The sequence below is a fragment of the Thermostichus sp. MS-CIW-40 genome (genome assembly GCF_054058315.1).
Window position 1 is genome coordinate 1 of the sequence record NZ_JBSSAC010000015.1, and the last position, 15,595, is coordinate 15,595.

A 15,595-nucleotide genomic window follows, 5' to 3' on the forward strand; every position below is an offset into this window, starting at 1 on the left:
GTTGACTACTTTTTCTGGTGTGTTTTGGTTGACCCAGTTCAATGCCTGTACAAAGGCATCCATCGTCGCGTCCAATTTGGCGGCTTGCGACGGGGGCACCTTGAGCTTGCAGGATATGGTCAGGACTTGGCTCATAAGTTCATTGTACTTCATCAAAGCGCATTCCTCCCGACACCGACCCTACGAGTACAGTGCGGGGCTCCTGCGATTTCTAGCTGATCCCACTCCAAAGGGATCTGCAACAACGGGCTTATTGAGAATTATTCACAAGAGCCATTTTCTGCACTATGCTAGATTTGGGGATAAACACCCAAGGATCCCAGGCCCGCTATGGCGGGCGCTCTAGGATTCACAGCTCCTTTTAACTTGTGCTGGAGAATTTTATGTCCGAAACTTCAACCCTGCGCCAGTCTTTCAACAGCGTGCGCGACAATCCTGTCTTGCTTGGCACTGAGATAACCCAGCCGGTTTGCGAGGGGATGAACGCCCTGCTGGCCAGCTTCCAGGGGCTGTACTTGCAGTACCAGAAGCATCACTTCGTGGTAGAGGGCACTGAGTTCTATCCGCTGCACCAACTCTTCAAAGATCACTACGAGCAGGTGAGGGAGCATGTCCACAACCTGGGAGAACGCCTAGAAGGGCTGGGAGGTGTGCCGGTAGCCAGCTTTACCACCTTGGCCCAGCTTTGCTGCTTTACCCCTGAGCCGGATGGAGCTTTTGAGGCACGGCAAATGTTGATGAACGACCTGGCGGCAGAGCAGGCCATCATCGATCTGCTGCGGCGGCAGGCAGCCCAGGCGGAGAGCCTTGGGGATCGGGCCACCCGCTACCTCTACGAGCAGATCCTGTTGAAGACAGAGGATCGCGCTTTCCATCTCCATCACTTCCTGGCCAACGATAGCCTGGTGTTTGGCTTGATGAACGGCAGAGCCTAGCCAGAGGGTCTACAGGTGGGCTTGAGCCTGCCTAGTTTCCAACCTCTGGCTTTTTTTTGAAAGGCTATTGAGAATTTGTTTCATCTCTTCACTATTCTTTACTCTGAGGTGCTGATCCCGGCCATGAACCCCGCCTTTCTGGACTCTGAGCGCGGCTATCTCTTGAACATTCCTCTGGGCGAGCGCTGGCGCGTTGGTCGGCGGCTGATGGAATTGGGGATCCCGGCGATTTGTACAGGAGATGGTCGTCTGCGGGTGGAGGTGAGTACTCCATTGGCTGTTCTACAGGTGCGCAGTGTGATCCGTCAGCACACAGCGCGGCGACAGGAGCTATTGGATGGCCTAGAGGTTTGTTGGCAGCTCAACACGGAGGCTGGGGGTCAAGATGAGCAAGTTTCCTAAGCAAGGGATCCCGTTTGAGTCGGAGGGCCAGTTTTTGGGATTTCTTCCCGATAAAGACGGCAAGCTCAAGTACCTGCGTTGGCAAGCCGGAGCGGACGTTTTTTCCGGCAAGATCCCCAAGTCTCTGCGCTCTGCCCTCTACCGCACCCTCAAACCTGGAGACACCGTGCAGATCTGTGGGGAGCGGGAGGTGGATCCGCACAAAGGGCGAGAGAAGTGGGTGCTTTACCGGGTGGTTCCCCTCGGAGAGAGGGCGGGGGGTTTGTCTTCGGCTTCTGGGGCTGAGGCAGCTTCCGAACCGGTTGCTCCAAACATCACAGATATCAAAGGAGATATCAAAGGTACAGACATCAAAGGTAAGGTGCTGGTCTGCCAGAAATCCGACTGTTATCGGCGTGGGGCCGGAGCGGTGATGCAAGCCCTGAACGCCCACTTGGCCGCCTACTCTGGTTCGATTTGCGTGCAGGGGGTGGGCTGCATGAAAGATTGCAAACGGGGCCCCCATGTGGTGTTTATGCCCGACAAAGCCCGTTATAGCGGCGTTTCCCCCCAAGGGATCCCGGCTTTGTTGGAGCGGCATTTTCCGCTTTCCTCGCCGCAACCCCAAGAGGTTGAAGCAGCAGCTTCTTCCTAACGCCCATGGGATCCCCACCGGCGAACAGCTCTGTGAGGTAGGCACAAAATCAAAGGGTGCAGCAGGAGTTTTCCGGCAAACCTAGGCGGAGCGAGATCCGGATTGCCGGGTGGTACAAAGGATCCCTCCTGTGTGATGCTACAGACAGAGGCAGGCTAGGGGAGGGAACAAACCTTGCGGGTGGGGATCATCGGCACCGGCTACGCAGCTCGCTCACGGGCCGAGGCCTTGCGCAAAGATGGGCAAGTGCAGATTGTCGCTGTTGCCGGTCGAGCTCCCGACCGGAGCGATGCTTTTGCCGCCGAGTTGGGGGCCGTCGCCTATTCGGACTGGTCTTCTCTGTTGGGCGAGCAGCGGCTGGATCTGGTTTTTGTCAGCACCATCAATCGGGATCATGCCGCCATTGCCCGTGCTGCTCTGGAGGCCGGGATCCACACCGTCGTGGAATATCCCCTTGCCTTGAGCGCTGCCGAAGCACGTTCTTTGGTGCAATTGGCAGCCGAGCGGCAGGTGCTGCTGCACGTCGAACACATTGAGCTGATCAGCGGCGTCCACCTGTTGCTGAAACGAGAGCTGGAAGGGCTGGGCAAGCTGTTTGCCGTTCGCTACATCACTCTCACCGCCACCCACCCCGCCCCCGATCGCTGGACCTATCGGCCTGAGTTGTTTGGCTTCCCCCTCATGGGGGCCGTTTCTCGCATCCACCGCTTGGTGGACTTGTTGGGCAGGGTAGAACGGGTGAGCTGCCAACTGCGCTACGACGGGCCGGACCTGCCCCACCGCTACAGCAGTTGCTACTGCACAGCCCAACTGAGTTTTGCCAATGGGTTGCTGGCGGTGTTGACGTATGGCAAGGGGGAATCCCTGTGGTGTTCCCAACGGCTGTTGGAGTTTCACGGCCAACGGGGGGGCCTGTTGATCAACGGCGAAGAGGCAATGTTGTTGCGGCCCGGCAGCGCCCACCCTCTAGAGACGGGATCCCGCCACGGCCTGTTCGAGCAAGACACCCGCATGGTGCTGGATCACCTGCGCCACGGCAGACCCCTCTATATCCATACTGAAAACATGCTCCACGCCCTGGCGGTGGCCGAGGCAGCCGAGCGATCTGCCCAAACCCAGCAGGTGGTTTGCGTTCAGGATTGGCCCTAAGGGAAGTCCCTCTCCCCTTGAGAGAGGGGAGCTACGCAATGGGGAGTTTCACTGGGATGTTATGGTCATTTCAGGTTAAGGTGAGACGCCTGGGCTGCTGATCGCGCCAGCGGGACGGAGTCCTTGAAAAGCCCTATAGCCTGCTGCACTCAGAGTTTTAGGTGTGGGTGCAGTGCCCTAGTTTAATTGAAATGACCATACTGGCAATACAGGGATCCCTGAAAATAGACAGGATGGCGGGGAGGGCTAGTCATGATTGAGGCGGGGGCAAGCGTCTTGAGGCGGATGTTGGGCGTCTACGGCAGCTCTAAGATGGGCGTTCTGCTGCTGTTGGGGTTTTCTTCGGGTTTGCCGCTGCTGCTGATCAACACCACCTTGAATGCTTGGCTGACCCAAGCGGGCTTGACCACCATTGCCATCGGCTTGTTTAACCTGCTCAATTTGCCCTACTCCTTTAAGTTCTTGTGGTCGCCTGTTCTGGATCGATTTCTGTTGCCGGCACCGGGATCCCTGCGGGGCAGTCGGCGGCGGGGGTGGATGGCCCTGACCCAGGTGCTGTTGCTGCTCAGCATAGGGCTACTGGGTTTTCAGGATCCGACCCAAACCTGGCTGGAAGCTCTGGGATGGGAAGAGCTGGCCCAGACTTGGCCGGGAATCACGGTTTTCACCCGCCCGATCTTTCTGGTGGGGTTGCTGGTGGCTTTTTTGAGCGCCTCTCAGGACATCGCGGTGGATGCCTACCGTACCGATATCTTGGCAGAGCGGGAGATGGGGGCAGGGGTAGCGATTTTTGTATTCGGCTACCGCATCGCGCTGCTGGTCAGCAGTGGCGTGAGCTTGATCTTGGCGGACTATTTGCCCTGGTGGCAGGTGTACGGGATCATGGCGCTGCTGATGTTGATCGGGTTGATTACCTCGTTTTTGGCCCCTGAGCCGGAAAACAGCGCCCTCAAGCCTACCTCTTTGCGGGCGGCTATCCTCGAGCCATTTCAATCTTTCTGGCGGCATCGCCTGGCCTGGGCAATCCTGCTGTTTGTGGTCTGCTTCAAGTTGCCGGACAGCTTGGCAGGGCAAATGACCCCTACATTTTTGTTGCAGACGGGGTTTAGCACCAGCGATCTGGGCATTATCCGCAGTTGGATAGGCTTGTTGGCCACCTTGGCGGGGGCTTTTGTGGGGGGGGAGTGGGTCAGCCGCATCGGCACCTACCGCTGCCTGTTCATTTTCGCAGCCTTGCAAGGGATCGGCAATTTGGGCCTGGGAGCGATTGGGTTGGTGGGGCAAAACTATCCGCTGCTGCTGGGGGCAACCGTTTTCGACAACATGGCTGGGGGCATGGGCACGGCTGCTTTTCTGGCTTTTTTGATGAGCCTTTGCGATCGGCAATTTAGTGCCACTCAGTATGCTTTGCTCACCAGTGTGTTTGCCGTGGGGGGAACCTTGGCCGGGGCTGTGTCAGGCTATTTGGCGGCTGCGGTCAATTGGCCTTTGTTTTATCTGATCACGGCGATGACAGCCGCTCCGGCGATGGTGATCCTACTGTGGCTTGGCCCCCCTTCATCGACTGCAGCCCTGGCCACGGCTGCAAAAGGGGAAGCCTCTGAACCGTAGCTGCCCCTCCAGCCGTCTGTGTCTACCGTTGGCCTTTCCACCCCATGGTGGCGAATGAGCAGCCCGTTATCTCTGCCCTGCTTTCTTCGCTGCTGACGGTAGCCTTGCCTTGAACGCAACGGGGATGGTTGCCTACAGCGCAGCCCCGATTTTGGCCGCCAGATCCACCAGCCGCGCCGCATAGCCGTACTCGTTGTCATACCAGGAGAGCACCTTCACCGTGCGATCCCCTAAGGTCATGGTGGATCCCAAATCCACAATGGAAGAGTGGGGATCCCCGACGATATCCGCCGATACGATCTCTGGCGGAGCAATGGCCAGGATGCCGCGCAGCGGGCCTTCTGCAGCCTCGATAAAGGCTTGGTTGACTGCTTCTTTGGTGATGGGCTGCTCAGTACGCACCACAAAGTCCACAATCGAGCCGGTCAAGGTGGGCACCCGCAGCGCCAGGCCATCCATCTTCCCTCTCAGGGCGGGCAAAACCTCGGCCACTGCCGTGGCGGCCCCGGTGGTGGAAGGCACAATCGACACCGCTGCCGAGCGGCCCCGCCGATAATCTTTGGGATCCGGGCGATCCACAATTGCCTGAGTGGCGGTATAGGCATGGCAAGTGGTGAGAAAGCCGGTCTCGATGCCGAAGCGATCCAACAAAACCTTGGCCAGCGGCGCCAAGCAGTTGGTGGTGCAGGAAGCATTGGAGATGATGTGATGCCGCTCTGGGTCGTATTGGTCGTCGTTGACCCCCATCACCACCGTCAAGTCGGGGCCTTTGGCAGGAGCAGAGATGATCACCTTTTTGGCCCCGGCCTCCAGGTGTTTGGCCGCCCCCTCTCGTTTGGTGAACAAGCCGGTTGATTCCACCACCAGGTCAACCCCTAGATCTTTCCAGGGCAGTTGCGCCGGATCCCGCTCTGCCAAAACCCGGACTTTCAGGTGGTTGCCGATTTGCAGATGCCCGTCCACCGCGCTCACGGTTTGGGGAAGGCGCCCATAGGCCGAGTCGAACTGGAGCAGATAGGCCAAGTTGTCGGGTTCGGTCAGGTCATTGACTGCCACCACCTCCAGCTCCCGAGCTGGCTGAGACAGCAGCACCCGCAAGAAGGCCCGCCCAATGCGACCAAATCCGTTGATGGCTACCCGTGTGGTCATCGCAATCCTCCAGTGTCAGTTCATACCGTGGGTCGAGGGACGCGGCATGGGAGACGCTACCCCCCTAGGGATAGGGTAGAAGAAGAACGGGATCCCCATCGCTTTTGCACCCAAGATCTCCAGATTTGCCACTGGGACTCACCCAAGAAGTTGCCGGCAGAAGGGAAAAGTAGGAATGAAGGTATTGCTGACCAACGATGACGGCATCGAGGCTGCCGGGCTGGCCAACCTCAAGTTGGCCCTCAGCGCCCTCATCCCGGAAGAACACTGTTGGATTGTGGCCCCCCACCAACCGATTTCCGGCTGCAGCCACCAGGTGACGACGGGGCGACCTTTTCGGGCCTTGGCCCGCGGCGAGCGCACCTTTGCCGTCGAGGGATCCCCTGCCGACTGTGTGCGGGTGGCCCTATTCAAGCTGGCCCCAGCGGTGGATTGGGTGCTTTCCGGTATCAACGAAGGGGGAAACCTCGGATCGGATGTGTACCTGTCGGGAACGGTGGCAGCGGTACGGGAAGCGGCGATGCGGGGGATCCCGGGAATTGCCATTTCCCAATACCGAGCAGGGGGCCAACCCATCGACTGGGAGCAAGCCCAGCGGTGGACGCGGGAAATCTTGGCGGAGCTGATGGAACAACCCCTGCCCAGGGGGGCGTTTTGGAATGTGAACCTGCCCCACTTGCCCGCCGGATCCCCTCTGCCGGAGCGGGTCTATTGTCCCCTCTGCACCCAACCCCTGCCGCTCGATTATGCGGTGGAAGCCGAGGGAAATGGGGCAGAGTCGCTGTGGTTTCGCTATCAGGGCCGCTATGCGGAGCGCGCTCGGGATCCCCAAACCGATACCGACATCTGCTTCTCCGGTCGGGTGGCCATCACCCAAGTGCAACTGGCCAAGGACTCCGTCCCGCTAACGCGACCAGGCGTTTCCGCTGGGGGGGGTAGAAGCCAGGTTGCGGGCAATGGTTCTCAGCCGTTGCAGCCGTAGCGCCGTCAGGATGTCGGTGGGATCCAGCTTCAGAACCTGTTCTATGGCATCTGCCAGGTGTTGAGCGGCCTCCTGTCGGGTGTAGCCGCGAAACTGAGCACGGCGCAGGGCAAATTCATCGGCGTCGAAATGGGCGCTCTCCCGGTTCAGGTTTTGCCAGATCTGCCGGACGGAGAGAGCCGTAATGCCACCTGCCAACAGAGCGGAAAAGGGGTGCTGCAAAGAGAGCTCCGCCACGGTGGTGATGCCCCCCATCAAGGCCAGCGATTGGTAAAACCCCGGCTGCAACCAATTGCGGTTGCCCAGCCATCCCACCTCCCGCAGAAACAACAGATCCCGCTGTGGCTGAGGGATCCCTTGCCAACGGCGAAAATCGATGGCAATTGTGCCCTGGGGCTGCCAAGGGGCTTTGCGGCGGGAGATGAGCAGGGCTTCGCCCCCGAAGTGGGGAACAATGGTGATCAAGGGTCGGAAAGAAGCGGGGAGCAGATCCCGCAACCGTTCGGTTTCTTCTTTTTCGAAGGGTTGGAAATCTGGGCGGCTGGTCATGGCCTCACCTGTTGGGGGGGTTGGGGTGGGGAGCCCGCCTAAAAACAGGCCCTGTTCCGGCCCCAGACACCCCAGCCTGTGCAGAACCGATGCGAGGTTAGTCTATCGCATCTCCAGGCTGGCCGTGGAACTCTGGCCGTGGAACTCTATAGGTGGAACCCTGTAGGTTTCAAAGATCCCAATCCTAGGTTGCGTAGACTGGGAAGGCGAGCCTACCCGTCTTACCTACTCGTCTTAAATCCGAGACCATGACCTTCCCAGCTCAGCCAGAACCCCAAGTGCTCCGTACTGCTGACGGGAATGAGCAGAGTATCAACAGCCCCCTTTACACCTACGCCTTCTTCCCGCAGCCAGCTCCAGAACTTTTGCCCTTCATCCGGCAAACCGAGGGGATCCATCGGTCGGTGCAGGTGTTCTCCCCGGCAGGCAGCCGAATTGCCGCTGCTGTGGAGCCGATGCCGGATCCGGAGTCGCTGCAAGTCTCGGATGAGGTGTTGGTGCGTTCTGCCCTGCGCCACGATCAGGTGATCTGCCGGCTGTTCGCCCAGATGCCGGTGCTGCCCCTGCGCTTCGGCACCTGCTTCCTCTCAGCAGAAAGGCTGGGATCCCATCTGCTGTCCCGGCAGACGGAGTACGAACAAGCCCTGGCAGCCATTGGGGGGCGGGCCGAGTACTGTCTCAAAGGAAGGGTTCAACCTCAGCCCCAACCGGAGCCACAGCCCTCCCTAAGCGGGACGGCCTATCTGTTGGCCCGCAAGCAAGCCTATCTCCAGCAACGACAGGCCCAAGAGCAGCAAGAGCAGGAGCAGCAAGCCCTACAGCAGCTTTGGCCTTCCACCTGGCCTGTGCAAAGGGGGGATCCCCAGCCAGGAGAAGCCTTGCGGCTCTACTTTTTGCTCACCCCTGCCGAGTGGGAAGCCGCCCTTCAGCTCACCCAAACCTGGCTGGCTCAGCACCCCCATTGGCAACTGGATTGGAGCGCCCCTTTGCCCCCTTATCACTTTGTCCGTGCCTTGCGGGATTCTCTGGCGGACAAGTCTATAGATCCCAACTAAGGACGCCGTCCCGCTAGCGCGAACAAAGTGCTCTGCATGCGGATCATGGTCGCGTTAGCAGAGCGTGGATCCAAGCGTGATAATGGTGAGGGGATCCCGTCCGCTTCCTGTTTGCATTGGCGAGGCGGAGCCCTCACAGGGCAAAGGTCTCCGTCCCGCTAACGGGAACAGCAGGCAAAAGGAAGAGTTGTGGTCTAAAGCGCTATGCGCCGCTGCCGCGAACGAGTTGGGCTATTGGGGCTGGGCACAGTTGGCACGGGTGTTGTGCAAATTCTGCAGCAACCCCGGCATCCTCTCTTGCAGTCGGTTGAGATTGCGGCGGTGGGGGTGCGCTCTTTGGACAAGCCACGGCAAGTGCGGATCCCGCCTGAGCGCCTGACCACCAATCTGGAGCAAATCGTGTCGGATCCGGAAATCGACGTGGTCATCGAGCTGATGGGGGGCTTGGAGCCGGCCCGCACCTTGATCTTAAAAGCCATTGACCACGGCAAACCGGTGATCACAGCCAACAAAGCGGTGATCGCCCGCCACGGGGAGGAGATCTTTCAGGCGGCAGCCCAAGCCAAAGTCTCGGTGCTCTTGGAAGCGGCAGTTGGGGGCGGGATCCCGATTCTGCAGCCCTTGCAACAGTCCCTGCAGGCCAGCCACATCCAGGCGGTCTGGGGCATTGTGAACGGCACCACCAACTTCATCCTCAGCCAGATGACCCAGGCGGCCAGCTCATTTGAGGAAGCCCTGGCCCTGGCCCAGGCCCACGGCTACGCCGAAGCGGATCCCAGCGCCGATGTGGAAGGGTGGGATGCCGCCGACAAGATCGCCATTTTGGCCAGCCTTGCTTTCGGGGTGTCTGTGAAGCGGGAAGCCATCCCCTGCGAAGGGATCCGCGGCATCAGCCCCACCGACATTCGCTATGCCCGCGAGTGGGGCTACACCTTCAAGCTCTTGGCCATCGCCCAAAGGGCCAACTCTGGCGGGGAGGCAGCGAAGATGGCTTTGGATATCCGGGTCCACCCCACCCTTCTGCCCTCTACCCACCCCTTGGCCAACATCAACGGTGTGGACAATGCCGTCCTGGTGCAGGGGGATCCTTTGGGGCAGGTGGTGCTGTCGGGGCCGGGGGCGGGGCGGGGGCCGACTGCCAGTGCCGTTGTTGGCGATCTGCTGACCCTGATTGCCCACCGGCAAACGGGGGCTGATGCCCCCAATCCGCTGTGGGGATTCTCCTGCTTCCCCGCTGCCGCCTCTTTGATCCCTCTCTCGGAATTGGAGTCGGAGTTTTACGTGCGGGTGTTGGCTCAGGATCAGCCGGGGGTAATGGGGGCGATTGGCACCTGCTTCGGTCGCCACCGGGTTAGCCTGGAGAGCATTACCCAAAAGGAATGTCACCAAGAGCAGGCGGAGATTGTGATTCTCACCCACACCGTCCGGGAGGCCGACTGCCGGCAGGCGCTGGCCGAGATCCAACAACTGCCCCAGGTAGCCGGGATCCCCAGCCTATTTCGGGTGCTGCGCTAGCTGCTATAGATCCAAAATGCTCCGCACCGCTGACGCGAACGCGCTGGTGGGACGGGGAGCGGCTCAGAGCATAATTGTTTGACTCTTGAGGATTGAAAACCCCGTTGGAACCCAAAAGATGAACTCTTCTGTTGAGCACTTTAGCGGGACGCAGCCCTCGCAGGCCGAGGTGGTGGTGGTCGGGGCGGGCATCAGCGGCCTAACGTTGGCCTTGCGACTGCAACAGGGCCTATCCTCCAGGGATGACTCCACCCAGCCGGTGCTCCTGGCCGAGGCCAGCTCCCGCGTGGGGGGCTGTATCTCCACCCAATCCAAAGACAGCTATCGCTGGGAAGAGGGCCCCAACAGCTTTACCCCCGTCCCCGCCCTGCTTAACCTCATTGCCGAGGTGGGCTTGGCGGAGCACCTGGTGCTGGCCGATGCCAAGCTGCCCCGCTACATCTACTGGGAAAAAGAGCTGCTGCCGGTGCCCCTGAGCCCTTCTGCAGCCATTGGCTCGCGGCTGTTGAGCGTGGGCGGCAAGTTGCGGGCCTTGCGCGGCTTGTTGGGGTTTGTTGCGCCGCCGCCAGGCGGAGAGGAAACGGTGCGGCAATTCTTCCGGCGGCAACTGGGATCCGAGGTGGTAGAGCGGCTGGTCGAACCTTTCACCTCAGGGGTGTATGCCGGGGATCCGGATCAGCTCAGCGCCTTGGCAGCCTTCCCCCGCATTGCCGGCTTGGAAGAACGCTACGGCAGCCTCTTTGCCGGTGCTGTGCAGGCTTTGCGCAGCCGTTATCGCTACGCGACGCTCCCGCGAACCCGTCACCAGGACAGCGGCAACTCCCCTATCCAACCTCCTCCCAAGCGGGGCCAACTGGGTAACCTGCGGCAGGGGTTGCAGCAGCTACCTGAGGCGATTGCCCAGAAACTGGGCAGTGCGCTGCGGCTGGGCTGGCGGGCTGTGCATCTCAAGCGGGATGAGACGGGCTACCGGGTGGGCTTCGTCATACACGACAGCGGTGCAGAGCACACGGCCCCAGAAGAAATCCACTGGGTGGCGGCTCAACAGGTGGTGCTCACCCTCCCTGCCTACGCTGCTGCCACCCTCCTGCAGGATCTCAACCCCCAGGCCAGCCGGCTGCTGAGGGAAATCCCCTACCCGCCTGTGGCGGTGGTGGCTTTGGCCTATCCAGAAGAAGCCCTCCCCCAACCACTGCGAGGGTTTGGCCATCTGATCCCTCGCTCTCAGGGCCTGCGCACCCTGGGCACCATCTGGGCCTCCTCCCTCTTCCCAGAGCGGGCTCCTCAGGGCTATCACTGCCTGATCAGCTTCATTGGGGGGGCCACCGATGCGGCTTTTGCCCGCCAGAAAGGGATCCCGCCCATCACAGCTCTCTCCCCCGACGAGCGGGCCCAAATTGTGCATGCAGAACTCAGCCAGATCCTGCTCACCCGCCCTGTCGAACCCATCCGCCTGGGAGAGCGCCTGTGGCCCCAGGCTATCCCGCAATATACGCTTGGCCACCGGCAGCGGATTGCCCAATTGCAGGCCAGCCTGGCCGACCAAACCCCAGGGGTGTGGGTGTGTGCCAACTACCTGGATGGCGTGGCCTTGGGAGATTGTGTGCGGCGGGCCGAGGCCCTAGCCCAGCAGATCCTGTCCGTCCGGCGTTAGCGGTGCGGTTCCCGTTCGCGTGTAGCAGCATAGAGTGCTGTAGACATAGCAGCATGAGCCATCCCTACACCAGCCTCCTGCTCATCCCCACCGGCATTGGTGCCCGCATCGGTGGTTTTGCCGGGGATGCCCTGCCTGTTGCCCGCACCCTGGCAGCAGCCGCAGAGCGGGTCATTACCCATCCCAACGTGTTAAACGGAGCCAGTTTGTTTTGGCCGATGGGGAACGTGTTGTACGTGGAAGGGTACGGCCTGGATCAGTTCTGTGCGGGGGTGTGGAATTTGCGGCCAGTGCGCCAAAACTGTGTTGGGGTGGTGCTGGATGCCGGGATCCCCCCCGATCTGCAACAACGCCACCTGCAGGTGATGCAGGCTGCTCAGGCCACCTTGGGGCTCAACATTGGCCCCTGGCGCTTGACCCGCCAACCCTTGGGCGTTTCCGTCGGCTTCTCCCCCTCAGGAGCCAGCCAGGGATCCCTGGCCCGGCCCAATGCTCTCTTGGAGACTGCCCAGGAGCTGGTTCGCCTGGGGGCAGAAGCCATTGCTGTGGTGGCCCGCTTTCCGGATGACTTGGACTTCAGCCAATACGAGCAAGGAATGGGGGTGGATCCCTTGGCCGGCGTCGAAGCCCTGATCAGCCACCTGGTGGTGCGGGAGTTGCGGATCCCTTGTGCCCATGCCCCCGCTTTCTACCCTGAGACTTTCCCCAAGCCGGTTCACCCCCGCGCTGCTGCTGAAGAGGTGGGGTTTACCTTCTTGCCTTCGGTTTTGGTGGGCCTCAGCTACGCTCCCCAGTTCGTCAAGAGCGGGGATCCCGCCCAACCGGGCGACCTGACAGCAGAGCAGGTGGACAGCGTCATTGCCCCGGCCACTGCCTTTGGGGGGCCTGGCTTGCTGCACCTGGCCAGCCGTTATGGCTCCGCAACGCTGTCGCAACCCCACCACAATGCTCCGCCGCTGACGCGAACGGACGGAGTCCTTGCCCGTCCTCCGCTTTTCATTGCCGTCGAGGAAAACACCACCGTGATGCAGGTGCACCCCCGCCAGTTGGGGATCCCTCATGTATCGGTAACCTCCTATCTAGAGGCGATTGGAGTGGTGGTGGCCCACCGAGCAGGAGTGGCCTGGTCGTCGCTACGGCTCTCCCCCTCCACCCGGGACAAGCTGGGATCCCACACTTGCGCCGTTATTGCTACGCGACGCTGTTGCGTTCGTGACAGCGGTGCAGAGCACAATAGTGGGACAGAGTCCTTTCGCGATAGCGGGACGGAGTCCCAGTAGGCTACCGGTCGCGTTAGCGGGACGGAGTCCATGAGCAGATGGGAGCCGGCAGGGGATCCGCCGGGTTTAGGCCGGCAAACCACTCCGACAGGGCGGCCGGCAAGCAGAGGCCGGGGTTTCCCTCGATGTGCAGCCGCTCCAGTCGGGGCAGTTCTGCCAAAAAGGTCGGCAATTCTCCCGTGAACTGGTTACGTGCCAGGCGCAGATCCCGTAACTGATTCAGCTGAGCCAGCTCGGGGGGCAAGGATCCGCTGAGGCGATTGTCCGACAAGTAGAGGTTTTCCAGGTGGCGCAGTTGCCCCAGTTGGGGGGGAATAGGCCCAGAGAGCTGATTGCGATCCAAAAACAGGCCCTTGAGGGAGCTCATCTGGCCCAGTTGGCCGGGAAGGGTGCCGCTGAGGCGGTTGTTTTGCAGGATGAGGTTTTCCAGGTGGCGCAGTTGCCCCAGCTGGGGGGGAATAGGCCCAGAGAGCTGGTTGTGATCCAAAAACAGGCCGCGCAGGTTGCGCAGCTGCCCCAGCTCGGATGGGATGGAGCCGGAGAATTCGTTGTAGTCGAGAAACAGGTTTTCCAACTGGCTGAGTTGCCCCAGCTCGGGCGGCAGGGGGCCCGAAAGTTGGTTGTGGCTGAGGGACAAGGCTCGCAACCGGCGAAATTGGCCTATTTCGGGCGGCAGGGATCCGCTCAACCCCTGACGATCCAGCACCAGTTGGACAAGGCACTGATCCGGATCAAAAAGGGCCACCTCCTCTACCTTCACCTCCGGACGGCCCAGAGCTGCCAAGATCTGCCGCAGCAAGAGGGGATCCCGACAAAGGGGAGCAGACCAGGCCCCCATCCCCCAGCTCAGCCAAACCCAGATCGCCAACAGGCCCACCGCCCACCTCTCGTGCCGAGCCATTCCCCTCTGCTGCTTCATCCCTGCTCTCCAAAGGATCTTTGCCAAGGTAGCATCCTACTCCGTCCCGCCTCCGCCGGGGTTGTTGCTATGGGCAGGGGAACCGCGACGTAGAAGAGTTCTGGCCCGGAACCGGCTAAGGACTCCGTCCCGCTAGCGCGAACAGCTACACTGAAAAGCCGATGACCTCCTCTTCGGCAAACCTCCATGGCCAGGATCAACGACCACTTCCTCAAGCTCAAGACCGGCTATCTCTTTCCCGAGATCGCCCGGCGGGTGCAGGCTTTTGCCACCGCCCATCCCGAAGCTCAAATTATCAAAATGGGCATTGGCGATGTCACCGAGCCGCTGCCGGAAGCCTGTCGAACGGCCATGATCCGGGCGGTGGAGGAAATGGGGGAACGGGCCACCTTTCGCGGCTATGGGCCAGAGCAGGGCTACGAGTGGCTGCGCCAGGCCATTGCCCGGCACGACTTCCAGGCCCGCAACTGCGATATCGACGCTTCCGAGATCTTCGTCTCCGATGGCTCCAAGTGCGATTGCGGCAACATCCTGGATATCCTCGGCCACGACAACACCATCGCCATCACGGATCCTGTCTATCCGGTTTATGTGGACACCAACGTGATGGCGGGCCATACGGGGCCGGCCAACGAACGCGGCGAATACGAGGGCCTGGTCTATCTGCCCATCACTGCCGAAAATCACTTCACCGCCAGCCTTCCCAGCCAAAAGGTGGATGTGATCTACCTCTGCTTCCCCAATAACCCCACAGGCGCAGTGGCCACACGGGAGCATCTGCAAAACTGGGTGGACTATGCCCGTGCCCACGGCTCCCTGATCCTGTTCGATGCCGCCTACGAAGCCTATATCACCGAGCCCGGGATCCCCCACTCCATTTACGAGATTCCAGGGGCGCGGGAATGTGCCATCGAGTTCCGCTCCTTTTCCAAAACCGCTGGGTTTACCGGCACCCGCTGCGCCTTTACGGTAGTGCCCAAGTCTGTGCGGGGGCAAGCTGCCGATGGATCCTGGGTGGATCTGTGGAGCTTGTGGTATCGCCGCCAATCCACCAAGTTCAACGGGGTGTCCTACATTGTGCAACGAGGGGCAGAGGCAGTTTATTCCGAAGCGGGGCAGGCGCAGGTGCGAGGTCTGGTGCAGTTTTACCTGGAAAATGCCCGCATCATTCGCCAGCAGTTGGCCGAAGTGGGGATCCAAGTCTATGGCGGCGTGAATGCCCCCTACGTCTGGGTGAAAACACCCGATGGGCTGAGCAGTTGGGAGTTTTTTGACAAGCTGCTGCACACCTGCCATGTGGTGGGTACCCCTGGCTCTGGCTTCGGCAGCGCCGGAGAGGGCTATCTGCGCCTGTCCGCTTTCAACAGCCGCGCCAACGTGGAAGAGGCAATGCGCCGCATTGGCAGCGTGTTTGCGGGGGCTGGAGCCATTGGTTAATTGAGTCTTGACCCAGAGGGCGAGGATTCTTTCAAGCGCTCCCCGCCGCCAGAGGCGAACAGCTTGGGCCCGACAGGAAAGATGACGAACCAGTCGGCGATACCGCCGCGAACCCCTTTGCCTGCAACGCAGCAACTGGGCCAGCTTCCCCTTCGGCTTTCCGGGTACTGCCGCTTCGACTGCAGCTCCTGACCGTTAGCGATGAAGATATCCATACCCTCATGGGCAGTGGCCAGGTGAACTTTGCCCAAATCCACCCCATTTCCACCAGAACGGGTGTGTTCTGGGGCCAAGGTATCACCCTTTCCCATTGGGCAGATAGAG

The 15,595-nt window shown here is 60.7% G+C and carries 15 protein-coding genes and 1 pseudogene; 11 read left to right on the top strand and 5 right to left on the bottom strand.

The annotated features are described in order from the left end of the window. Positions 1-135 (bottom strand): annotated as a pseudogene (locus ACVWXF_RS06535) (RNA-guided endonuclease TnpB family protein); the annotation flags it as partial. A gap of 248 nt (positions 136-383) precedes the next feature. On the opposite strand from ACVWXF_RS06535, the gene dpsA reads away from it, so the two are divergent. The 5 genes from dpsA (at position 384) to ACVWXF_RS06560 (ending at position 4,731) form a co-directional block, all read left to right on the top strand. Beyond that, on the top strand, positions 384-935 hold the full coding sequence (gene dpsA / locus ACVWXF_RS06540) for a DNA starvation/stress protection protein DpsA (protein ID WP_457441926.1): 552 nt from the start codon (positions 384-386) through the stop codon (positions 933-935). A gap of 123 nt (positions 936-1,058) precedes the next feature. Next, positions 1,059-1,337, top strand: coding sequence for an Asr1405/Asl0597 family protein (locus ACVWXF_RS06545; RefSeq protein ID WP_457396474.1), 279 nt, complete (start codon positions 1,059-1,061; stop codon positions 1,335-1,337). Then, complete coding sequence (locus ACVWXF_RS06550; protein ID WP_414382186.1) at positions 1,321-1,971, top strand: (2Fe-2S) ferredoxin domain-containing protein; 651 nt, start codon at positions 1,321-1,323, stop codon at positions 1,969-1,971. Before ACVWXF_RS06545 ends, ACVWXF_RS06550 begins: the two co-directional genes overlap by 17 nt. Positions 1,972-2,145: 174 nt before the next feature. Further along, the gene (locus tag ACVWXF_RS06555) at positions 2,146-3,120 is read left to right on the top strand and encodes a Gfo/Idh/MocA family protein (protein ID WP_457473968.1); all 975 of its coding nucleotides are present in this window, start codon (positions 2,146-2,148) and stop codon (positions 3,118-3,120) included. Between the two features lie 312 nt (positions 3,121-3,432). Further along, positions 3,433-4,731, top strand: a complete 1,299-nt coding sequence (locus tag ACVWXF_RS06560; protein WP_414521989.1) for an AmpG family muropeptide MFS transporter — start codon at positions 3,433-3,435, stop codon at positions 4,729-4,731. A gap of 132 nt (positions 4,732-4,863) precedes the next feature. Here the strand turns inward: ACVWXF_RS06560 and gap are convergent, their stop codons facing one another. Beyond that, positions 4,864-5,880, bottom strand: a complete 1,017-nt coding sequence (gene gap / locus ACVWXF_RS06565; protein WP_414330241.1) for a type I glyceraldehyde-3-phosphate dehydrogenase — start codon at positions 5,878-5,880, stop codon at positions 4,864-4,866. Between the two features lie 175 nt (positions 5,881-6,055). Here gap and surE point away from each other — a divergent pair, with 175 nt between their 5' ends. Continuing rightward, positions 6,056-6,862, top strand: a complete 807-nt coding sequence (gene surE / locus ACVWXF_RS06570; RefSeq protein WP_414374912.1) for a 5'/3'-nucleotidase SurE — start codon at positions 6,056-6,058, stop codon at positions 6,860-6,862. Here the strand turns inward: surE and ACVWXF_RS06575 are convergent. Continuing rightward, positions 6,785-7,411 (bottom strand): DUF3318 domain-containing protein, encoded by a 627-nt coding sequence (locus ACVWXF_RS06575; RefSeq protein ID WP_457473969.1) that lies wholly within the window; start codon positions 7,409-7,411, stop codon positions 6,785-6,787. The genes surE and ACVWXF_RS06575 overlap by 78 nt on opposite strands. Positions 7,412-7,659: 248 nt before the next feature. Between ACVWXF_RS06575 and ACVWXF_RS06580 the strand changes: the two genes are divergently transcribed. From ACVWXF_RS06580 to ACVWXF_RS06595, 4 genes are all read left to right on the top strand, one after another. Then, entirely contained in the window at positions 7,660-8,466 is an 807-nt protein-coding gene (locus tag ACVWXF_RS06580) for a GvpL/GvpF family gas vesicle protein (protein ID WP_457473970.1), read from the top strand. 204 nt (positions 8,467-8,670) lie between these two features. After that, positions 8,671-9,981 carry a homoserine dehydrogenase gene (locus ACVWXF_RS06585; protein ID WP_457473971.1) on the top strand — a complete coding sequence of 437 codons (1,311 nt, stop codon included), beginning with the start codon at positions 8,671-8,673 and terminating at the stop codon, positions 9,979-9,981. 118 nt (positions 9,982-10,099) lie between these two features. Next, positions 10,100-11,635, top strand: coding sequence for a protoporphyrinogen oxidase (hemG, locus tag ACVWXF_RS06590; RefSeq protein ID WP_457473972.1), 1,536 nt, complete (start codon positions 10,100-10,102; stop codon positions 11,633-11,635). 53 nt (positions 11,636-11,688) lie between these two features. Beyond that, positions 11,689-12,915, top strand: a complete 1,227-nt coding sequence (locus ACVWXF_RS06595) for a DUF3326 domain-containing protein (RefSeq protein ID WP_457473973.1) — start codon at positions 11,689-11,691, stop codon at positions 12,913-12,915. A gap of 13 nt (positions 12,916-12,928) precedes the next feature. On the opposite strand, the gene ACVWXF_RS06600 is transcribed toward ACVWXF_RS06595, so the two are convergent. Next, the gene (locus ACVWXF_RS06600) at positions 12,929-13,816 is read right to left on the bottom strand and encodes a leucine-rich repeat domain-containing protein (RefSeq protein ID WP_457411290.1); all 888 of its coding nucleotides are present in this window, start codon (positions 13,814-13,816) and stop codon (positions 12,929-12,931) included. A gap of 204 nt (positions 13,817-14,020) precedes the next feature. Between ACVWXF_RS06600 and ACVWXF_RS06605 the strand changes: the two genes are divergently transcribed. After that, complete coding sequence (locus ACVWXF_RS06605) at positions 14,021-15,271, top strand: LL-diaminopimelate aminotransferase (RefSeq protein WP_457473974.1); 1,251 nt, start codon at positions 14,021-14,023, stop codon at positions 15,269-15,271. On the opposite strand, the gene ACVWXF_RS06610 is transcribed toward ACVWXF_RS06605, so the two are convergent. After that, positions 15,268-15,564 (bottom strand): hypothetical protein, encoded by a 297-nt coding sequence (locus ACVWXF_RS06610; protein WP_457473975.1) that lies wholly within the window; start codon positions 15,562-15,564, stop codon positions 15,268-15,270. The genes ACVWXF_RS06605 and ACVWXF_RS06610 overlap by 4 nt on opposite strands. Between the last annotated feature and the right edge of the window lie 31 nt (positions 15,565-15,595).